We start from the raw sequence: 686 nt of genomic DNA, 5'->3' as shown, positions 1-686 counted from the left end.
AAGCGATCGACTTTTTTGATTGACCCGCAGTGGTTAAGTTAGAAAGGGCGCACGGTGGATGCCTTGGCACTAGGAGCCGAAGAAGGACGGCACTAACACCGATATGCTTCGGGGAGCTGTAAGTGAGCTGTGATCCGGAGATTTCCGAATGGGGAAACCCACTGTTCGTAATGGAGCAGTATCCATGTGTGAATACATAGCACATGAGAAGGCAGACTCAGGGAACTGAAACATCTAAGTACCTGAAGGAAGAGAAAGCAAATGCGATTCCCCAAGTAGCGGCGAGCGAAACGGGATCAGCCCAAACCAGAAGGCTTGCCTTCTGGGGTTGTAGGACACTCTATACGGAGTTACAAAGGAATGGATTAGGCGAAGCGACCTGGAACGGTCCGCGAGACAGGGTAATAGCCCCGTAACCGAAAGTTCATCCCCTCCAGAGTGGATCCTGAGTACGGCGGAACACGTGAAATTCCGTCGGAATCCGGGAGGACCATCTCCCAAGGCTAAATACTCCCTAGTGACCGATAGTGAACCAGTACCGTGAGGGAAAGGTGAAAAGCACCCCGGAAGGGGAGTGAAATAGATCCTGAAACCGTGTGCCTACAAGTAGTTAGAGCCCGTTAATGGGTGATAGCGTGCCTTTTGTAGAATGAACCGGCGAGTTACGATTGCATGCAAGGTTAAGG

1 rRNA gene is annotated in these 686 nt (G+C 51.3%); it reads left to right on the top strand.

The window, feature by feature from the left end:
• Nucleotides 1-31: 31 nt before the first annotated feature.
• Nucleotides 32-686, top strand: a 23S ribosomal RNA gene (locus ACFO5U_RS13460); the annotation flags it as partial.

The sequence above is a fragment of the Planococcus dechangensis genome (assembly GCF_042654465.1).
Classification (GTDB): Bacteria; Bacillota; Bacilli; order Bacillales_A; family Planococcaceae; genus Planococcus; species Planococcus dechangensis.
This window is presented reverse-complemented; position numbering and strand designations above follow the sequence as displayed.